The 18,436-nt window shown below is 70.4% G+C and carries 14 protein-coding genes; 4 read left to right on the top strand and 10 right to left on the bottom strand.

All coding sequences use genetic code 11. The features are described from left to right. Positions 1-9: 9 nt before the first annotated feature. From murD to ACWGKS_RS02115, 4 genes are all read right to left on the bottom strand, one after another. On the bottom strand, positions 10-1,476 hold the full coding sequence (gene murD / locus ACWGKS_RS02130) for a UDP-N-acetylmuramoyl-L-alanine--D-glutamate ligase (RefSeq protein WP_358507583.1): 1,467 nt from the start codon (positions 1,474-1,476) through the stop codon (positions 10-12). A 4-nt stretch (positions 1,477-1,480) separates the two neighbouring features. Beyond that, a complete protein-coding gene (mraY, locus tag ACWGKS_RS02125) occupies positions 1,481-2,554 on the bottom strand; it encodes a phospho-N-acetylmuramoyl-pentapeptide-transferase (protein ID WP_358507582.1) in 1,074 nt (357 codons plus the stop codon). Next, positions 2,551-3,993: a UDP-N-acetylmuramoyl-tripeptide--D-alanyl-D-alanine ligase gene (locus tag ACWGKS_RS02120; RefSeq protein WP_358507580.1), complete on the bottom strand. Its 1,443-nt coding sequence runs from the start codon at positions 3,991-3,993 to the stop codon at positions 2,551-2,553. Before ACWGKS_RS02120 ends, mraY begins: the two co-directional genes overlap by 4 nt. A gap of 389 nt (positions 3,994-4,382) precedes the next feature. Further along, positions 4,383-6,047, bottom strand: coding sequence for a UDP-N-acetylmuramoyl-L-alanyl-D-glutamate--2,6-diaminopimelate ligase (locus ACWGKS_RS02115; RefSeq protein WP_358507578.1), 1,665 nt, complete (start codon positions 6,045-6,047; stop codon positions 4,383-4,385). A gap of 87 nt (positions 6,048-6,134) precedes the next feature. Here ACWGKS_RS02115 and mmuM point away from each other — a divergent pair, with 87 nt between their 5' ends. Further along, the gene (gene mmuM, locus ACWGKS_RS02110; RefSeq protein ID WP_452455948.1) at positions 6,135-7,088 is read left to right on the top strand and encodes a homocysteine S-methyltransferase; all 954 of its coding nucleotides are present in this window, start codon (positions 6,135-6,137) and stop codon (positions 7,086-7,088) included. 54 nt (positions 7,089-7,142) lie between these two features. On the opposite strand, the gene ACWGKS_RS02105 is transcribed toward mmuM, so the two are convergent. The 4 genes from ACWGKS_RS02105 to mraZ form a co-directional block, all read right to left on the bottom strand. Further along, positions 7,143-9,116 (bottom strand): peptidoglycan D,D-transpeptidase FtsI family protein, encoded by a 1,974-nt coding sequence (locus ACWGKS_RS02105; RefSeq protein WP_358507574.1) that lies wholly within the window; start codon positions 9,114-9,116, stop codon positions 7,143-7,145. Then, entirely contained in the window at positions 9,113-9,556 is a 444-nt protein-coding gene (locus ACWGKS_RS02100) for a hypothetical protein (RefSeq protein WP_358507572.1), read from the bottom strand. Before ACWGKS_RS02100 ends, ACWGKS_RS02105 begins: the two co-directional genes overlap by 4 nt. A gap of 9 nt (positions 9,557-9,565) precedes the next feature. Then, positions 9,566-10,594: a 16S rRNA (cytosine(1402)-N(4))-methyltransferase RsmH gene (gene rsmH / locus ACWGKS_RS02095; protein WP_358507637.1), complete on the bottom strand. Its 1,029-nt coding sequence runs from the start codon at positions 10,592-10,594 to the stop codon at positions 9,566-9,568. A 272-nt stretch (positions 10,595-10,866) separates the two neighbouring features. Then, on the bottom strand, positions 10,867-11,298 hold the full coding sequence (gene mraZ, locus ACWGKS_RS02090; protein ID WP_358507570.1) for a division/cell wall cluster transcriptional repressor MraZ: 432 nt from the start codon (positions 11,296-11,298) through the stop codon (positions 10,867-10,869). 384 nt (positions 11,299-11,682) lie between these two features. Here mraZ and ACWGKS_RS02085 point away from each other — a divergent pair, with 384 nt between their 5' ends. The 3 genes from ACWGKS_RS02085 to ACWGKS_RS02075 are packed head-to-tail and all read left to right on the top strand — an operon-like array spanning position 11,683 to position 16,300. After that, on the top strand, positions 11,683-12,675 hold the full coding sequence (locus tag ACWGKS_RS02085; RefSeq protein WP_358507568.1) for an AAA family ATPase: 993 nt from the start codon (positions 11,683-11,685) through the stop codon (positions 12,673-12,675). A gap of 38 nt (positions 12,676-12,713) precedes the next feature. Beyond that, positions 12,714-13,955: a DUF58 domain-containing protein gene (locus tag ACWGKS_RS02080; protein WP_358507566.1), complete on the top strand. Its 1,242-nt coding sequence runs from the start codon at positions 12,714-12,716 to the stop codon at positions 13,953-13,955. A gap of 8 nt (positions 13,956-13,963) precedes the next feature. Beyond that, the gene (locus ACWGKS_RS02075; protein WP_358507635.1) at positions 13,964-16,300 is read left to right on the top strand and encodes a transglutaminase family protein; all 2,337 of its coding nucleotides are present in this window, start codon (positions 13,964-13,966) and stop codon (positions 16,298-16,300) included. A gap of 179 nt (positions 16,301-16,479) precedes the next feature. On the opposite strand, the gene ACWGKS_RS02070 is transcribed toward ACWGKS_RS02075, so the two are convergent. After that, positions 16,480-16,899, bottom strand: a complete 420-nt coding sequence (locus ACWGKS_RS02070; RefSeq protein ID WP_358507564.1) for a DUF3040 domain-containing protein — start codon at positions 16,897-16,899, stop codon at positions 16,480-16,482. Positions 16,900-17,143: 244 nt separating this feature from the next. Further along, on the bottom strand, positions 17,144-18,430 hold the full coding sequence (locus ACWGKS_RS02065) for a DNA polymerase IV (protein WP_358507562.1): 1,287 nt from the start codon (positions 18,428-18,430) through the stop codon (positions 17,144-17,146). Positions 18,431-18,436 lie beyond the last annotated feature (6 nt).

The raw sequence follows: 18,436 nt of genomic DNA, 5'->3' as shown, positions 1-18,436 counted from the left end.
ATCGGTGGTTCAACCGAGGCGGCGGACGGCCTCGGAGAAGAAGCGGCCCCGCTCGGGGTAGTCGGTGAACATGTCCATGGACGCGGCGGCCGGGGCGAGCAGCACCGTGTCACCCTCCCGGGCCAACGCGGCGGCCTCGCCGACCACCACGTCCATGACGGTGTGCTCGCGAGGAGCGTCGGCGGCGGGTCCCTCGACCTCCACCACCGGCACGTCCGGGGCGTGCTCGTCCAAGGCCTCCCGGATGCGCGCCCGGTCGGCGCCGATCAGCACCACGCCGCGCAATCGGGCGGCGGCCTCGGCGACCAGGTCGTCCACCTCGGCGCCCTTGAGCAGCCCGCCGGCCACCCACACCACGGACTCGTAGGAGTTCAGGGAGGCCGCGGCGGCGTGCGGGTTGGTGGCCTTGGAGTCGTCGACGTAGTCCACTCCCGCCACCTTGGCCACGTGGGCGATCCGGTGGGGTTCGGGGACGAACGCGTTCAGACCGGCGCGGATCGAGTCGGCGGTCACACCGATCGAGCGGGCCAGGGCCGCCGCGGCCAGGGCGTTGGCGACGTTGTGCGGGGCGGCCGGGCGGACGTCGCCCAGGGTCGCCAGTTCCTCGGCGCTGCTGTGGGGTTCGGCGACGAAGGCCCGGTCCACCAGCAGGTCCTCGACCACGCCCAGTTCACCCGCGCGCGGGGTGTCCAGGCGCAGGCCCACCAGCGGGGTGTGCGGGTCACCGTCCTCCTCGGCCAGGCGCACCGACCATTCGTCGGCGGTGTTGACCACGCGCACGGTGCCGCGGGCGAACACCTTGCCCTTGGCTCGGGCGTAGGGGTCGAGTCCGCCGTGCCAGTCCAGGTGGTCGGCGGCGATGTTGAGGACTGTGGCCGCGTGCGGGCGCGGGCTGTCGGCCCAGTGCAGCTGGAAGCTGGACAGTTCCACGGCCAGGACGTCGTACACGTGACCGTCGGCGTCCGGGCGGACCGCGTCGATGACGGGGGTGCCGACGTTGCCGACGGCGAGCGCGTCGCGGCCGTCCGCGCGCAGGATCGATTCGAGCATGCGCACGGTGGTGGTCTTGCCGTTGGTGCCGGTGATGGCCAGCCACACCTGGTCGGCGGGCTTGATCCGCCAGGCCAGTTCCACGTCGCCGATGACCTCCACGCCGGCCTCGGCGGCGCGGAGCAGCAGCGGCGAGTCGGGACGCCAGCCGGGTGAGGTGACGACCAGGTCGCAACCCTCGGGCAGGGGCGTGTCACCGAGGAGGACCCTCGCGCCCGCCTCGGTGAGTTCGGCGGCCACGGCGCGGGTGGTCTCGTCGTCACGGCCGTCGACGACGACCACCCGGGCCCCCTGCGCCAGGAGCGCCCTGGCGACGGGGGGACCGGAGACTCCGAGACCGGCGACACAGACCAACGCGCCCGCGAAGGGGTTCTCGCCTTCGGCGGGCGCGGTGGTCGGGGAGGTGGAAGAACGGTGGTGCGGCATGCCTCTAGCTTGGCATCCATTCGAGGTAGAACAGGCCGATCGCCACCGCCATGAACAGACCTTGGATGATCCAGAAACGGATCACGATGGTCGGTTCGGCCCAGCCCTTGAGCTCGAAGTGGTGCTGCAGTGGCGCCATGCGGAACACGCGTTTGCCGGTGAGGCGGAACGACGTGATCTGGATCATCACGGACAGGGTGATGATGACGAACAGTCCACCGATGATCAGCAGCAGGAGCTGGGTGCGGGTGGTGATGGCCAGACCCACGATGAGACCGCCCAGGGCCAGCGAACCGGTGTCGCCCATGAAGATCTTCGCCGGGGGCGCGTTGAACCACAGGAAGGCGATGCAGGAGCCGAGCACGGCGGAGGCCACGACGGCCAGGTCCAGGGGGTCGCGGACCGTGTAACAGCTGGAGGTGAGGGCCTCCACGCAGGACTGTCGCAGCTGCCAGTTGCCGATGATGACGTAGGCGGCCAGCGACAGGATGACCGCGCCGGTGGCCAGGCCGTCCAGACCGTCGGTGAGGTTCACCGCGTTGGAGAACCCGACGATGAGGAACAGCGCCCAGATGACGAACACGCCGATCATCAGCGGCGGTCCGAAGTCGCGCAGGAAGGACAGCTGGGGGGCGGCCGGGGTGTAGCCGTACCCGTTGGGGAACTGGGTGACGCCGTAGGCGAAGCCCACACCGATGACGGCCTGACCGACCATCTTGGCGCCACTGCGCAGACCCAGGCTGCGGCGCTTGTAGATCTTGATGAAGTCGTCGAGGAAGCCGACACAGCCCATGCCGACGAACAGGAACATCACCAGCAGACCGGAGGCCGTGGGCCCGGAGGCCGTCGGCTGGACGATCCACAGCACCAGGTGGGAGCCGAAGTAACCGATCACCGCACCGAGGATGATGACGATGCCGCCCATGGTGGGCGTGCCCTGCTTGGTCTTGTGACCCTCGGGTCCGTCGTCGCGGACCTCCTGTCCGAACTTGAACCGGTACAGGAGCTTGATGAGCGGCGGCATCAGCAGCATGGAGACGATCAGCGCGAGCGCCGCCGCGATGGTGATCCCGATCATTGGTCATCACCCTTGGTGATGAGGTCGATAACCCTTTCGAGCGCAGCCACGCGCGATCCCTTCACAATGACGACGTCTCCTGTGCGCATCCGCTCGCGCACCGCTTCGGCTGCCGCCTCGGCGTCGGGAACTCGGATGCTCTCACCGCTCCACCGGTCGGCGGCGCGTTCGGCACCGATGGCGATGCCCTCGGCCGCCTCCCCGACCACGACCAGGTGGTCCACGCCGATGTCGGCGACGAACTCGCCGATCTTCTCGTGTTCGGCGTCGCCCTCTTCCCCGAGCTCCGCCATATGGGCGAGCACGGCGATGGCGCGGCGTTCCCTGGCCAAGGAGGCCAGGGTGGTCAGCGCGGCCCGCATCGATTCGGGGTTGGCGTTGTAGGCGTCGTTGACGAGGGTGACACCGTCGTGTTCGGTGACCTCCATCCGCCAACGGCTGACCGGGGTGGCCGCGCCGAGGGCTGCGGCGATGTCTTCGATGTCCATGCCGAGCTCGTCGGCGACGGCGGCGGTGGCCAGGGCGTTGCTCACCTGGTGGGCGCCGACCAGTCCCAGTCGGACTCGGGTCGAGCGGCCGTTCAGGTGCAGCGTGAACGCCGGGGCTCCGCTGTCTTGGGTGGTGATGTCGGTGGCGCGCACGTGGGCGTCCTCGGCGGTGCCGTAGAGGACGACGCGCGCGTCGGTGCGGGAGGCCATGGCGCGGACCAGCGGGTCGTCGGCGTTGAGGACGGCCAGGCCGCCCGTGCCGCGCCGCTCGGAGCCGGCCGGGAGCGCCTCGACGAGTTCTCCCTTGGCCTTGGCGATGGCGTCGCGGCCACCGAATTCGCCCATGTGCGCGCTGCCGACGTTGAGCACCACGCCGATCCGGGGCGGGGCGACGCGGCACAGGTGGGCGATGTGCCCGATGCCGCGCGCGGCGACCTCCAGGATCAGGTGGCGGGTGTCGGTGTCGGCACGCAGCACCGTGAGCGGGTGGCCGATCTCGTTGTTGAAGGAGCCGGCCGGGGCCACGGTGGCCCCCATACGACCCACGACCTGGGCGATGAGGTCCTTGGTCGTGGTCTTGCCGGAGGAGCCGGTGACGCCGACGATCCGCGTCGTGGCGTCCTCGCGCGTCGGATCGCCGAGTTCACCGGCCACGTACCTGGCCAGACGGGCCAGGGCCGCTACGACCTCGTCGTCTCCGCCGTCCACCAGCAGGTGCGGTGCGGGGACCGGGCGCGAGGCCAGGACGGCGACCGCCCCGGCCGCCACCGCGGACTCGGCGAAGTCGTGTCCGTCGACCCTCTCTCCGTTGAGCGCGACGAAGAGCGCTCCGGACTCCACCAGTCGGGAGTCGATGACGACGGGGCCGTCGACGACGGCGTCCGGGGGCGCTGATCCGCCGATGGCGGTTTGGGTGATCTCAGCGATCCGATCGAGCGTGAGCGCGATCAAATCCACTCCTCAGGTCAGGCCCGGCCCACAGCGCCCCAAGGGCATTGGCCACCCGGCCTCGGGTTTCGGGTCAGGGGATGGCACCGCGGATACCGTGCGCGCGGTGCCACACCGGGCCACTGACGACCCGACGATGCCGGGTCATGGGCGCCACGTGGGGCGGCACTATCGGGCTGCGATTGCCGGACCTACCTTAGAACATGTTGGGGCGTCCGGGGTCCCGACGGGGCCCTGTGAACGCCAATATGCTCCACTTCGTGACCGCCAAGGGCCATACCGAGAGTGATACGCACACGTCAGGGCGCTCGATGTGACCGGGACACGGCCACAGGCCGTGTCCCGGTGAGTGGACGGCACCATTTTCGGCGCGTCTTCGGTGTGTCGGAGTGTCAGCCCTGGTCCGGTGCGCGGTGTACGTCCCGGAGGGCGTCCCCGAGCCGTTGCCCGGCCCGGATGCGCAGCGCGTCCTCGATGGCCCCGCGCAGCACCTCACGATCGTCGAAGGGCAGGACCTCGCCCTTGACGTACTGGCCGGTCTCGTGGCCCTTTCCGGCGACCACGACGACGTCGCCGGGGCCGGTGCGGGCCACGCCCAGACCGATCGCCTCGGCCCGGTCGAACTCCACGGTGACACGTGCCCGTCGATCCTCGGGGACCTTGGCGACCCCTTCGAGCATCGCCGTGGCGATCGTCACCGGGTCCTCGGTACGCGGGTTGTCGTTGGTGATGATCAGGTGGTCGGCCAGGCGCGCGGCGGCCTCGCCCATGAGCGGGCGTTTGGCCCGGTCACGGTCACCGCCACAGCCGACCACCATGGTGACCCGTCCCTCGGTGGTGGCGCGCAGGGCGCTCAGGACGGCTTCGATGGCGCCGGGTTTGTGCGAGTAGTCGACCAGCGCGGTGAAGTCCTGTGGCTGCGCCGCCTCGCGGGCCTCCACCTGTTCCATACGGCCCGGGACGCCGGGCGCCGCGGCGACTCCGGCGATGGCCGTCTCCATCGGAAGACCCGCCTCGACCAGACCGACGATGGCGGCCATGGCGTTGGAGACGTTGAAGGGTCCCGGTAGCGCCACGGACGCCTTGGCCTCCATGCCGCCGGGTCCGACGACGCGGAAGGTGCTGCCGGTGGCCCCCAGGTGGACGTCCACGGCGTTCCAGTCCGCTTCCATGGCGCTCTCGGGGTCGGCGTCGGAGAAGCCCTCCACGGCGAAGGTGGTGACGGGGACGTCCCCGCGTGGCTGCACCATGTCCACCAGTGCGCGACCGAAGCGGTCATCGACGTTGACCACCGCGATGTCGCAGTACTCGGGGGTGAACAGGAGCGCCTTGGTGTCGAAGTAGTCGCGCAGGTCCGAGTGGAAGTCCAGGTGGTCCTGGGACAGGTTGGTGAAGATCGCCACGTCGAAGCGGGCGCCACCGACCCGGCCCAGGGCGAGGGCGTGGCTGGAGACCTCCATGGCGGCGGCGGTGACGCCGCGTTCGGCCATGACGGCGAAGAGGCCGTGCAGGTCGGTGGCCTCCGGCGTGGTCAGGGAGGAGGCGACGCGTTCGTCGCCCACCCGCATCTCCACGGTGCCGATCAGGCCGGTGCTCATCCCGGCCTGGCGCATCCCGGACTCGATCAGGTAGCTGATCGTGGTCTTGCCGCTGGTGCCCGTGGTCCCGACCAGGAGCAGGTCGCGGGCGGGCTCGTCGAAGACCCAGGCGGCGACCGTGCCGAGCGCGGCGCGCGCGTCGGGGACCACGACCACGGGCAGGCCGGTCGCCACGGCCTCGTCGGCGCCGTCGGCGTCGGTCAGGATCGCGGCGGCCTCGGCGTCGGCCGCCTGCCGGGAGAACCGGGCGCCGTGGACGCGGGTTCCGGGCAGGGCGACGTACAGGTCGCCTTGGCCGACCTGTCGAGAGTCGTGGGTGATGCCGCGGACGTGGATCTCACGTGGAGGCATGTCCGCGGGCCGGTCCGGATCCAGGTCCGGGCGCAGCAGGGTGGTGTCCGGACCGAGCTTCGTCGCCAGGTCGGACAGTGGACGGAGTTTGGAGTGTTCAGGTCGCATTACCGGTGGCACGTCTGGAGATTAACGGCTGTGGGGGGCCGGTCGGTAATTTCCACGCTGGGCCGGTCCGCGTTTCCCCGGCAGGGGATGGTGTGGCCTTTCGTCCGGGTTGGGACAGGTGGGTCGAGAAGGGTGGTCACGTTGGCGAACCGGGCACTGGTGTTGGACGGCGGACTCGCGACGCGGTTGGAGGCCTACGGCCGTGACCTGGGAGATGGTCTGTGGTCGGCCCGACTGTTGGCGCGGGAGCCGGAACTGATCGCGCGGGTGCACCGCGACTACTTCGAGGCCGGCGCGGACGTGGCGATCGCCGCCGGCTATCAGGCGAGCGTCGACGGGTTCACCGCCCATGGGTACTCGCGCGCCGAGGCCTTGGGGTTGCTGGCGCGGTCGGTGGAACTGGCGGTGACCGAACGGGACGCGTTCGGCTCGGGTCTGGTGGCGGCGGGCGTGGGCCCCTATGGCGCGGCCCTGGCGGACGGGTCGGAGTACACCGGCGACTACGACCTGGACGAGGAGGGGCTGTACCGGTGGCACCGGGAGCGGTGGCGGGTGCTCACCGACTCCGGTGCGGATCTGGTGGCCTGCGAGACGCTGCCGTCGGCCGCCGAGGCCCGGGCACTGGCCCGCCTGGTGGCGGAGACTCCGGGGGTCCGTGCGTGGTTCTCCTTCTCGTGCGCCGACGACACTCGGATCGCCGATGGCACGCCGCTGCGCAAGGTGGCGGAGGGATTGGCGCCGTTGTACCGGCGGGGGCGGGTGGTGGCCGTGGGCGTGAACTGCGTTCCGCCGTCGAACGTGTCCGCCCTGGTGCGGGAGGTGGCCTCGGTGGGTCTGGCCTCGGTGGCCTACCCGAACTCGGGTGAGGTGTGGGACGCCCGACGCCGGACGTGGGCCGGTGCCACCGACATCGAGGGCTTCGCCGCGGCGGCGGCCGGTTGGTGCTCGGACGGCGCCGTGCTGGTGGGCGGTTGCTGCCGTACCGGCCCCGCCCACATCCGTGCCCTCCGCGAAGCCGTGGACGACCGCCACCCCGGCTAGGACGGCGTACCCCGGGGCGGGCCGGCAGGCGGCCCGCCCCGGGTGGTGCGCGTGTCAGCCGTCGGCGTCCTCGTCCTCCACCAGGCGGATGGCCGGGGCCTCCTCGTCGGTCGGGGGGACCTTGTAGGACTTCAGCGCGAAGGACATGATGTCGTTGAACACCGGGCCCGCCGCCTCACCGCCGTAGTAGGTGCCCTGCGGGTTGTGCAGCACCACCTGGACCACCAGTTCCGGGTCGTCCGCGGGGGCGAACCCGGCGAAGGTGGCCGTGTAGCCGCCCTCGTCGTAGCGGCCCGTCTCCGGGTCGATCCGGTTGGCGGTGCCGGTCTTGCCGGCCACCCGATAGCCGTCGATGCGGGCCTGCGGCGCGGTTCCCTCGTCACTGGTGACCGCCTCCAGCATCAGTTGGAGCTGTTCGGCGGTCTCCTCGCTGATCACCCGTTGACGGGCGGGCTCCTCGGCCTTGGTGAACTCGCCCTCCGGGTCGACCGTTCCCGAGACGAGCGTCGGTTCGACCCGCACTCCCCCGTTGGCCACGGTGGCGTAGACCGAGGCCATCTGCACGGCGTTGACCGACAGACCGTGTCCGATGGACACCGACGGCAGCTGGGTGCCCCACCAGTCGTCGGGATCGCTGAGCACACCGGCCTCCTCACCCGGCAGGGCCAGGCCCGTGGGCTGTCCCAGACCGAAGTTCGTCATGTAGCGGTGCAGGACCGAGGCGCCCACCTGATCGGCGATCTTGATCGTGCCCACGTTGCTGGACTGGGCCATGATCCCGTTGGTGGTCAGGCGCTGGGTGCCGTCGTTGCTGGAGTTGCGGAAGGTCTGGTCGTAGTACTGGAGCGCGTAGGGCACGGTGTAGACCGTCTCCGGGGTGGTCTTCTGCTCCTCCAGGGCGGCCGCCAAGGTGATGACCTTGTTGGTGCTGCCGGGCTCGAAGGTGGAGGCCACCGACCCGTTGCTCCGGTCCTCGGGCTCGGAGGAGGCGATGTCGGTCTGGTCGTAGGTGGGGAAGTCGGCCATGGCCAGGATCTCCCCCTCCTTGTTGGAGACCACGACGCTGCCCGCTTCGGCCTCCAGCTCCTCGACCCGGTTCGCCAACGCCTGTTGGGCGTACCACTGCAGGTCACGGTCCAGGGTCAGGCGTACGTCCTGACCGGCCTCGGGTTCGCGCACCAGACCGCCGGCCATGGGGATCTGGGTGCCGTCCTGGCCGACCTCGACCTGCCGCTTGCCGGCCTCACCGGCGAGCGTGGAGTCCATGTAGCCCTCCAGGCCTTCGAGGCCGTGCCCCTCGGCACCGACGAAACCGATCAGGTCGGAGGCACCGGTCTCGTCGGGGTAGACCCGGTTGTAGTCGACGTCGGCGCCCACTCCGCTCAAGCCGAGCTCCCTGAACTCCCCCCAGTCGCCGGGCGAGATGTCCTTCGCCACGATCTGGTAGCGGCTCGGCTTGGCGTCGACCTTGGCCGTCACGTCCTGCTCTTCCAGGTCGAAGCGGCTCACCAGTTCGTCGATGAGCCGGTCCCGTTCGTCCTCCGCGACCTCCTCGGGGTCGACGAAGACGTTGCGGACCTCCACCGACAGGGCGAAGGGGTTGCCTTCGGAGTCGGTGATCTGCCCGCGCAGGGTGGGGATGTCGATGGTCTGCATGCGCAGGTTCGCCGCGGCCTCGGCGTAGGTCTCGGCGTCGATCCCCTGGATCTGGGTGAGGCGTCCGGCGAACAGCATCAGGATCACCACGATGATGACCCCACCGGCCTTGATCCGCTTACGCGGGTCGCCGGCTCGGAAGGTACGACGCAGCAACGGTGGGGGCGGCGGCGGACTCGACCGACGGCGGGGGCGTTCCCCCCGCCGTACCGGACGGCCCGTGCCACCGGATCCGCCACCGGCCCGAGCCCGCCCGCTCTGGGCCGGCCGGTTCGGTCTCCTCTGTGAGCCCTTGTTCGGCCGCGACCCGGAGCGGCTGGTCGCTCCGGGTCGGCGGGGGTCACGTGGGCGTCGGTCCCGAGGCGTGCTCAATCATCGCTCCCAGCGTCCCCGGTGATCTCACCGTTGTCCAAGTCCAGGAAGAGCGGGGCCTCGCCCGGCTCCATCCCCATCTCCTCCGCCTCCTCCGCGATGCGGTCGGAGGTCTCCAGGTGGGCGACGGACTCCTGGAGCCGCTGTTCCTCGTAGGACATCTCGCGGTTCTCCGACTGCAGGCTGGTGATGGCGTAGGCCTCCTGCGCCACGAGACTGCGCAGCAGCAGCAGGCTGATGAGGGCCCCGCCCAACAGGCAGAGGATGAGTAGCACGAAGGGGATCTTCGGGGCGCGACTCGCCGCGGCTCCCCCCGTCGCGCGTGCCTTGGCGGCCGGCGCCTTGGTGCGCACCGAGCGTGGGGGCGCGGCGGTACGGGTGGTGGTCCCGGTGCGTCCGCGGTCCTTGCCGTTGCGGCGGGTGTCCGTCTTCGTGCCCATCTGTTCTCCCTACTGCCGCGACGGTTCGCGCACACGCTCGGCCGCCCGGAGCCGGGCTGACTGCGCGCGCGGATTGCGTTCGTTCTCTTCGTCCGTGGGGAGTTCGGCGCCCCTGGTGAGGAGCTTCAGTTCCGGTTGCCGGTCCGGGAGAGGGACCGGGAGGTCGGGAGGCGTGGTGTCGGTGGCCAGCGCGGCGAAGGCCTTCTTGGTCATCCGGTCTTCGAGGGAGTGGTAGGACAGCACCGCGATGCGTCCGCCCATGGCCAGCCGGGACAGGGCGGCGGGCAGGGTCTCCTTGAGGATGGACAGTTCGGCGTTGACCTCGATGCGTAGCCCCTGGAAGGCGCGCTTGGCGGGGTGCCCTCCGGTACGCCTGGTGGCGGCGGGGATGGACTCGCGGACCAGGTCGGCCAGTTCCCTGGTGGAGGTGATGCGGCCCTGCGCGCGGCGGCGTTCGATGGCCTTGGCCACGCGCGGCGCGAAGCGTTCCTCGCCGTAGTTGCGCAGGACACGGATGAGCTCACCGACGGGATAGTCGTTGACGACCTCTTCGGCGGTGAGTCCCTGGGTGCGGTCCATGCGCATGTCCAAGGGCGCGTCCTGGGCGTAGGCGAACCCGCGGTCGCTCTCGTCCAGCTGGGGTGAGGAGACCCCCAGGTCGAGCAGGACGGCGTCGGCCCGGTCGAACCCGGCCTCGTCCAGGGCCCGCGGGATCTCCGAGTAGACCGCGTGCACGAAGTGGGTGCGGTCGGCGAAGGGCTTCAGTCGTTCGGCGCTGCGCTCCAAAGCGGTGGTGTCGCGGTCCACACCGACCAGCCGCAGGTTCGGGCAGGCCTTGAGCAGTGCCTCGGAGTGGCCGCCCAGGCCGAGGGTGCCGTCGACGAGCACCGCGTCGGGGCGGGTGAGCGCCGGGGCGAGCAGTTCGACGATCCGGTCCAGCATCACCGGCACATGGGCCTGCGCGGTGTCACCGAGGTCGTCGTGGTCCTGTGACGCTTCGTCCCCGTCGGGACGGTCGTGCTTGCGGGTCTCCCCCATGCGGTGCTGTTCCTCCACGCTGTCGCGGTCTCCCCCTGAGTCCATGAGCGCGCCCCGGGGGCGCGTCACGGTGTCCTTCGCGTGGCCCGGCCGGGAGTCACCGGTGGGCCTCCGGACACGGCCGCTATTGTCCACCCTTCGGTGGGTCCAGCGTCCACGACCTGGCACCGGGGAAGTCGCGCCAGCTCGTGTCTCGTGTCCGGAGACCACCGCCGGTCCCGGCATTGCATGGACGTAGTGCCGTCCGCGCGGCGCAGAAAGGACCGCCCCGCTCACAGCACCCCGGGCAGCACCTCCTCTGAGAGTTGCGCGAACTCCTGCTCCTGTTCGGCCTCGTAGTCCGACCACGCCTGGGAGTCCCAGATCTCCAAACGCGTGTTGGCGCCGATGACGACGCACTCCCGGTCCAGGCCCGCGTACTCGCGCAGTTTCGGCGGGACGGTGACCCTGCCCTGCTTGTCGCAGTCCTGATCCGACGCGCCGGCGAAGAGAATCCGGCCGTAGTCGCGAACCGCCTTGGCGGTGACCGGTGCGGAGCTCAGGGCTGCGGTCAGACGAGCGAACTCGTCCGTCGGAAAGACATAGAGGCAGCGCTCCTGGCCCTTCGTGATCACCACACCCCCCGACAGTTCGTCGCGGTACTTCGCGGGAAGGAACAGCCGTCCCTTCTGATCGAGGCGAGGTGTGTGGGTGCCGAGGAACACACGCTCACCCCCTCACCCCCCGAGTGGAGAATTCACCCTCTCCACGCTGCTCCACCTTACTCCACTCTCCCCCACCGTCAACAGTTCAAATCGGCGCGCGGCACTGGAAGGATCGTTGAATGCGCAGGTCACAGCAGTGGTGTTCGGGTGGGGCGGCGGAGGGCCCGGGCGCCGCGGCGCCACCCCCGGCCGGCTCCTCGCATCCGCCCGGCTTCCCGGACCCCCGCTCCCACCGATGATCAGAAGCACCATTCCGGACCATGTGGAACATTGCTCCGCAGGTCCCCCATTCCACGGCCTATTTCGGCACTTTGGTTTGCTTAGGGCCTGATTGGGCCTAGCCTCGGATCGATACACCGAGGCATATGGAGCGAGAGGGGTCTCGTGTCACTCGGCACACAGCACGACGGTCACGGGGGTGACGTCCGAGAGGACGTGGACGCCGTCGCGACCGTGGCCGACCGCGTCCGCGACGCGATCGAGACGGTCATCGAAGGCAAACCCGACGTTCTGCGCATCACGCTGACCGTTCTGCTCGCCGAGGGCCACCTGCTCATCGAAGACGTCCCCGGCGTGGGCAAGACCATGCTGGCCAAAGCCCTGGGACGGGCGGTGGACTGTTCGGTCCAACGCGTCCAATTCACCCCGGACCTGCTGCCCAGCGACATCACGGGCGTCAGCGTCTACCACCAGGACCGCGGCGAGTTCGAGTTCAACCCGGGCCCGGTGTTCGCCAACATCGTCCTCGGCGACGAGATCAACCGGGCCTCGCCCAAGACCCAGTCGGCCCTGCTGGAGTGCATGGCCGAACGACAGGTCAGCGTGGACGGCGAGACCCGCGCCCTGGAGCGCCCCTTCATGGTGGTGGCCACCCAGAACCCCTCGGACATGGAGGGCACCTACGCCCTGCCCGAGGCGCAGCGGGACCGGTTCATGGCCCGCGTCTCGGTCGGGTACCCCTCGCCGCAGGCCGAACTCGACATGATCGACTCCCACGGGTCACGCTCCCCGTTGGAGGACCTGGCCCCCGTCACCAACGCCGCCGAGATCCGGGACCTGGTCGAACGGGTCCAGCACGTCCACGTCGCCCCCGGCATGCGCCGCTACGTCGTCGACCTGGTCAACTCCACCCGTACCGCGCCCGAACTCAAGCTCGGCGCCTCCCCCCGCGCGACCCTGCACCTGGTGCGCGCGGCCCGCGCCCACGCCGCCTTGGAGGGCCGCCACTACGTGGTGCCCGACGACGTGCAGACGTTGGCCGTGCCCGTCCTGGCCCACCGGCTCCTGCCCGGACCCGAGGCCCATATGGAACGCCTCAGTCCCGAACAGATCGTGGCCAAGCTGGTCGCTCGACTTCCCGTGCCCGGACCCCGCTGACCCTTACGGCAGCGCCCGATCCCACCCAGAGACGGACGATGCGCCCGCAACGCACCCTCACCGCCCGTGGCGGCCTGATGCTGTTCTTCGGAGCGGTCGCGCTCGCGAGCGGTCTCGTCGTCGGTCAACGCGAGATCGTCGGTGTCGGACTGCTCCTGATCCTGGTGCCGGCGATCGGCGCGCTCACGCTCATCGGAGCGTCCGCGCGCATCGTCGAAAGCCGTGACCTGCGCCCTCGCCGGATCCCCGCGGGCACCGAGGCCCAGGTCCTGGTCCGCGTCGGCAACGGCTCCCCCGTCTGGCCGGTGGGCTGGGTCCGTCTCCAGGACGCCCTGCCGGTCCGACTCGGTCACGAACCCCGTTTCACCGTCGGCTTCCTGGGGCCACGCGCCGTCAGCGACATCACCTACCTGGTGCGTCCGCCCGTTCGCGGTCGCTACCCGGTGGGGCCCTTGTGGGTGAGCGTGCTCGACGCGCTGGGTTGTGTTCGCGTGACCCGTTCCCTGGGCTCACCCACCCCCTTGTTGGTCACGCCCCGCTTCGTACCCCTGCCCGAGCGGGGCCCCACCGACGGCTCACCCGGGGAGGACGCCCCCCGGCGGTCGGTGACCGGTGTCGGCGAGCAGGACCCGATCCCCCGGGCCTACCGCCACGGCGACGATCTGCGCCGGGTGCACTGGCGTTCCACCGCCAAGCACGGCGAACTGATGGTGCGCCGGGACGAACAGCACCGGCGCGAACACAGCACCCTGTTACTCGACACCCGCGTCGACGCCCATGCCGGCGACGGCCCGCGCGACTCCCTGGAGACGGCGGTGAGCGTGGCCGCGTCGGTGGCCCTGCACGTGCTCGAACACGGGCACGAACTGCGCTTCCACACCGATCGCGGCCCTCTGGCCACCGAACACGCCACCGGTGTGTTGGACGGACTCGCCGTGGTGGAGGCCTCCGACACCTCCCGACTCGGCGGTGGCGTCGCCGAACTGGAGGGAGTGCGCGGGACCTCGGCCGGGCTGGTCGTCGCGGTCCTGGGCGCCCTGGACACCGAAGACGCCGTCGCCCTGTCCCGAGTCGGCGGTTCCGCGACACGGGTGGCGGTGTTGTGCGTCAACGCCGCCTGGCCCGACGCCGAGGCCCCGCGACGAGTGGGCGACCTGCTGTCCGCCAACGGCTGGCGGGTCCTCCCCGTCGCCGAGCCCGCCGAACTTCCCGCCCTGTGGCACGGCGCCGTCTCTCCCGCCGCCGCGGCGACACCGAACCCCTGGGAGGGCCCGCGTTGAGAGCGTTGATGCCCCTGGCCACCCTGGTCACGATGCTGGCCTCACTCCCCCTGTTGAGCGGCCTGGTCCGCGGCGACGCGTGGTGGGTGCCGGCCGCCGTGCTCATGACGGTGGTCGCGCTCGTCTCCACGGCGTACCGGTCGCTGGTGGGCGGGGCCTTCGCCGTGCCCTTCCTCCAGCTGTTCGCGGTGTCGCTGCTGTACGCGCCGCTGTTCGCTCCCGAGACCACCGTTCTGGGTTTCCTGCCCACACTGGACACGCTCGACCACACCGGGGCCCTGTTCGTAGAGGGCCTGCACACCGTCAGCACCAACACCCCTCCGGTATCGCCCACGCCGGGGCTCACCGTGATCATCGCCATGGTGTTCATGGTGTTCACGATGACCGCGGACTTCCTCGCCGTGACCACCCGCTGCCCCGGCATGGTCGGTGGCCTGTTGCTCTCGCTGCTGGTGGTGCCGCTGTTCGTGGACGACGCCGGGATGTCCTGGGGTCCGGCCGCGATCACCGCGATCGGCTTCCTCGCCCTGTTGGCGGTGGACATGTGGGCCCGTTCCCACGAGTGGGGGACGCGTGTCTCCACCGGGCGCGGGCCCGGCGCGCCCCCCGACGGCGTGGTCGGTCGCGTGGGTCTGGCCGCCGCCGTCTCGGTGGTGGCGGTCGCCCTCGCCCTGTCGCTGCCGCAGGCCCTGCCCTCGCTGCGCACCGATGCCCTCTACACGCTGGCCGAGAGCGGGATCGCGGCCAACGACTCGGTGACCACCACCCACCCGATGGTGTCCCTGCGCCGGGACCTGGGGGCCGACTCCGACCGCACCGTGCTGACCTACCGGACCGACGACGAGGAACCCGAGTACCTGCGCACCTTCGCCCTCGACGAGTTCGACGGTGAGAACTGGACGATGACGCCGGTGCACGCGGGTCGGGACAGCGGGGTCGACGGTACGCTGCCCACTCCCCCGGGCCTGGCGGTCGAACCCGACGAGGACGGGCTCGTCACCACACGGATCTCCCTGGACTCCGACACCCCACCGATGGACTTCCTTCCACTGCCCTACCCGGCCCGCTCGGTGGAGATCGCCGGGGACTGGTACGTGGACGAGAGCAGCCTGATGGTGTTCACCACCGAGACCCCGCCCAGCGGCTACAACTTCGTGGTGACCTCCGCGGAGAACCGGCCCGGGGCGCGCGAGCTGGACACCGCCGGGCCGCCGCGTTCCCTGACCGACGACCGGCTTCACCTACCGCAGGACCTGGACGAGCGGGTGCAAGAGCTCACCGACACCCTCGTCGAGGGCGCCGACTCCGACTACGAGAGCGCCCTGGCCCTGCAGGAGTTCTTCGTCGACGGGGACTTCACCTATGACCTGAGTCCACCGCCGGTACCCGAGGGCACCGACCCGCTCACCCACTTCCTCTTCGAGGACCGGATCGGCTACTGCGAGCAGTACGCCGGCGCGATGGCGGTCATGGCCAGACAGGCCGGGATCCCCGCCCGGGTCGCGGTGGGCTACACCGCGGGCAAGCCCAGCGGTGAGGACCGGTGGACGGTGGCGGCGAGCGACGCCCACGCCTGGCCCGAGCTGTACTTCGAGGGGTCGGGCTGGGTGCGGTTCGAGCCCACCCCGGCCGACCCCGACGGCGGGCAGGGCACCGCCTCCCGGCCGGACTACAGCGCCGGGGTGGACGAACTGCCGGACAACGTCGCCCCCGAACCGAACACCGAGGACGAGCCCGAGGCCGAGGCGTCACCCGAGGAGGAGCCCTCCACCACCCCGGAGGCGAGCGAGTCCCCGGACGAGGGGTCGGACGCGGCCGCCGACGGGTTGGACGAGACCGGCGCGGTGAGCGGTGGCCAGGGTCCGTCCGGGTGGCCGGTCGCGCTCCTGGTCGGCCTGTTGGTGTTGTCGGCGGCGGCACTGCCCGCGCTGGTCCGCGCACTCCTGCGCCGGGCACGCCGGTCCGCGGTGACCACCGGTGGGCCGGCGGCCGCGCACACCGCCTGGCGGGAGTTGCGCGACACCTGTCTGGATCTGGGGATGACCTGGGACCTGACCGAGAGTCCGCGAAGTACCGCCGCGCGACTGGCCACCATGGGCGAGAGGGGGCTCGGGGAGGAGGCCGGGGGCGCCCTGTGGCGGTTGGCCCTGGCCGAGGAGGGTGCTCGATACGCCCCCGAACCGCGGCCCGTTCAGGGGCTTCAGGGTGACCTGGTCACCGTCGTGGCGGCGCTGTCCGGGTCGGTCACGACCGGTCGGCGGTGGCGTGCGGTGCTGGCGCCACGATCCTTGGCACCCTGGCGTCGGCCCCGGGTCGAGGCGGAGCCGGTCCCCGGCCTGGTCTGACCCGCCCGCCCTGAGGCCCACACGGCTTTCAGGGCCATACGAAGGGCCCATACACGTAGGTGGGGCCCGTGGACGACCACCATCGGTCCTCCACGGGCCCCACCTACGTGAAACCTCTTGTGTTCGGGGAACACCCGGCCCCGGGGCGGAACGGATCCCGCCGATCGGTCACCGGTCGTCTACTGGTCGTCGCCCTCTTGGCGGCGTCGCCAACGCTCCTCGAACCGGTTCATCATCCCGGGCCGCTTATCGCCTTTGCGGCGTTTGGGCTCGGGTTCCTCGGCCGCCATCTCGGCACCGCCTCCGGACGCCTTGCGCCATGCGTTGGCCCCCATGAGGAAGGAGGCCAGCATCAAGACGAAACCGAGGACACTGATGCTCACCGGCAACACCATGGAGGTGTCGGGGTTGCTCAGCAGCAGTCCCAGAAGCAGCAGCACGATACCGGTGATGAAACCGGCCCCGGCCCTGATGATCCAGCGCTTGTAATGCACCGAGGGGTTCGTCTGCCGAACGGTGTTGGCGAACTTCGGGTCCTCGGCGTACAGCGCCCGCTCGATCTGGTCGAGCATGCGCTGCTCGTGTTCAGAGAGCGGCACGGCGCCTCCCTACGGCAGTCCCCGGTTGGGGTGACGGGTACTGATGAACTGTCTCTTGCTCGGTGGTATGCCCAGAATACGGGGCGCTAGCGCCTGATGGAAAGAAAAGCTGCGTGTGTACCTGGCCCACCACAGCCACGATACCCTCGCCCTCTTGAGGAAACACCGGCTTCCATGCCTCTCTTCTTACCCTGCACTCCGGTTCTACTCTTACAACGCTCAGAGGGCCCCGGAAGTTGCCGTATCATACGTCGTTTTCGTCACGTTTGGCCAACACTGCCGACTGTATCGCGCCCGGCCCGAAACGTGCCGTCACACGGTCCATAACCCGTTCAACGTCACGCCAACCGGTGTCCTCCTCTCCCAGTGCCAACTGTCGGTGGTTCTGTCCCTCGGCGATCACGCCCTCCACCCGCACACCCACCAACCTCAGTGGGACGCCCTTGAGCCCCGAGGCGGCGTGGAGTTCACGCGCCACCGTGCTGATCTCCCGGGCCACGTCGGTGGCCTCGGGAAGGGTGCGCGAGCGGGTGACGGTGGAGAAGTCAGCCCGACGGAGTTTCAGGCTCACCGTGCGCCCCATCTGGCCGGAGGCGCGCAACCGGCGCGCCACCTTCTCGGAGAGGCGCAGCAGTTCGCGATCGATCGTCTGGGGGTCGTCGACGTCCTCCGCGAAGGTCTCCTCCGCGCCGAGGCTCTTGTCCGGTGTGTCCGGCACCACGGGGCTGGGGTCCCGGCCACGCGCCAGTTCGGTCAGGCGGGTGCCGGCCTTGTCTCCCAGCTCCATCCGCAGCAGTTCGGGATCGGTGCGGGCCAGGGCTCCTACGGTGCGCAGCCCCAGCCGGCCCAGCACACGTTCGGTCTTGTCTCCCACACCCGGCAGGGCGCCCACCGGCAACGGGTCCAGGAAACCCTGAACGGTGTCGGTGGGCACCACCAACATCCCGTCGGGCTTGCAGTGGGTGGAGCCGAGCTTGGCCACGAAACGGGTGGCCGCCACCCCCACCGAACAGGTCAGGCGCTGCTCGCGACGGACCCGTTCCCGGATCATCGCCGCGATGCGGGCGGGACCGCCCAGCCGTCGACGGGCACCGGACACGTCCAGGAAGGCCTCGTCCAAGGACAGCGGCTGCACCAGCGGCGTGACCGAACGCAGGATGTCCATGACGGCCTCGGAGGCCTGCCGGTACGCCTTGCCATCGGGTGGGAAGACCAGGGCCTGCGGGCACAAACGCATCGCCTGGGCCATGGGCATGGCCGAGTGCACGCCGTGACGGCGGGCGATGTAGTCGGCGGAGGAGACGACGCTGCGCGGCCCGGTACCGCCCACGATCACCGGTCGGCCGCGCGCCTGGGGACGGCGCAACTGTTCGACGCTGGCGAAGAACGCGTCCATGTCCAGGTGCAGGATGTCGCAGTCGGAGTCGGGACCGGAGCCGTCCAGGGGGAAACCCGAGTCGAGGGGCACGATGGCGTCACGGGTCACCACTCCCCGCAACGCGGCCCCACGCTCCAGTTGACGTCGGCTCATGCGTCC

The sequence above is a fragment of the Nocardiopsis sp. NPDC055879 genome, from assembly GCF_053615935.1.
This window is presented reverse-complemented; position numbering and strand designations above follow the sequence as displayed.

What these genes read in the sequence shown, in the direction of transcription:
- murD (WP_358507583.1), bottom strand. Translation starts at nt 1,476, where the DNA reads ATGCCGCACCACCGTTCTTCCACCTCCCCGACCACCGCGCCCGCCGAA.
- ACWGKS_RS02100 (WP_358507572.1), bottom strand. Translation starts at nt 9,556, where the DNA reads ATGGGCACGAAGACGGACACCCGCCGCAACGGCAAGGACCGCGGACGC.
- ACWGKS_RS02075 (WP_358507635.1), top strand. Translation starts at nt 13,964, where the DNA reads ATGCCCCTGGCCACCCTGGTCACGATGCTGGCCTCACTCCCCCTGTTG.
- mmuM (WP_452455948.1), top strand. Translation starts at nt 6,135, where the DNA reads ATGGTGTGGCCTTTCGTCCGGGTTGGGACAGGTGGGTCGAGAAGGGTG.
- ACWGKS_RS02080 (WP_358507566.1), top strand. Translation starts at nt 12,714, where the DNA reads ATGCGCCCGCAACGCACCCTCACCGCCCGTGGCGGCCTGATGCTGTTC.
- mraY (WP_358507582.1), bottom strand. Translation starts at nt 2,554, where the DNA reads ATGATCGGGATCACCATCGCGGCGGCGCTCGCGCTGATCGTCTCCATG.
- rsmH (WP_358507637.1), bottom strand. Translation starts at nt 10,594, where the DNA reads ATGGGGGAGACCCGCAAGCACGACCGTCCCGACGGGGACGAAGCGTCA.
- ACWGKS_RS02115 (WP_358507578.1), bottom strand. Translation starts at nt 6,047, where the DNA reads ATGCGACCTGAACACTCCAAACTCCGTCCACTGTCCGACCTGGCGACG.
- ACWGKS_RS02065 (WP_358507562.1), bottom strand. Translation starts at nt 18,430, where the DNA reads ATGAGCCGACGTCAACTGGAGCGTGGGGCCGCGTTGCGGGGAGTGGTG.